General features: G+C 66.5%; 1 protein-coding gene. It reads right to left on the reverse strand.

The genetic code is table 11. The annotated features are described in order from the left end of the window. Positions 1 to 937 (reverse strand): tetratricopeptide repeat protein (locus JHD07_RS31815; protein WP_291629358.1); only part of this gene is annotated, 937 nt, incomplete at both ends.

Consider the following 937-nt stretch of genomic DNA (forward strand, 5'->3'; position numbering starts at 1 on the left):
GTACCAGAACTCGGCAGCGACATAGCCGACCACGATCCGCCTGTCGGGATCGAGCGGCCGGGCCGTCAGCGTCCTTCGCGGCAATCTGGCGCCGATCGCATCCCACCAGGATTTGCGCGCCGCCTGCTGGACCGCGAAATCAGCCTCGGAGAGATAGTCCAGCAGGTAGATCTTCCGCGCGATCAGGTCAGGCTGGTCGGGGGCGATTGCAAGCGCCGCATCGAGATGCTCGATCGCGGCTGCGGTCTCGCCCTGGTTGGCAAAGCAGGCGCTCAGCAGCGCCAAGGCGACCGGCGAGCGCGGATTCTCCTCGAGCAATGCCGTGCAGGCCACGATCGCCTGGGCTGTATTCCCCACGCTCAGCGCGACCTCGGCCTTCCCCCGCAGCGCCACTTCGAGCTTCGGTGACTGCGCGAGCGCGGCATCGAAATCCGCCGCCGCCTGCTCCGGCCGCGACAGCTCAAAATTGAGCCGCCCGCGGTGCGCGAGGACTTTCGGCGAACCGGGCCTGATCGCGAGCGCCGCTGCGAGCGCGGCTTCTGCCTCGTCGTAATGCTTGAGTTCGGTAGCGACCACCCCCTTGCCGACAAGGGCCTCGGCGTGACGGGGCTGAAACAACAGCGCTCGCTCGAAACTCTGCCCGGCGCGGTCAAACCGGCCCAACGCCAACTCGGCCAGGCCGCGATTGCAGAGCGCATCGGCATAGTCGGGCTTCAGAGCGATGGCGCGGTCATAAAACGCGATGGCCTGGTCGGGCCGGTTCATCTGGAGCAAGGTGTTGCCGAGGCCGGCCAGAGCCGGCGTGAAGTTCGGCTTCAACGCGATCGCCTTTTCCTGACAGGCGCGGGCCGCTTCGAATTTCTGAAGCGCAGAATATACGACCGCGAGATTACTCTGGGCCTCGTGCGACCGCGGATCGAGCGCGGGAGCACGTTCG

This window comes from Bradyrhizobium sp., assembly GCF_016462955.1.
Taxonomy (GTDB): Bacteria; Pseudomonadota; Alphaproteobacteria; order Rhizobiales; family Xanthobacteraceae; genus Bradyrhizobium.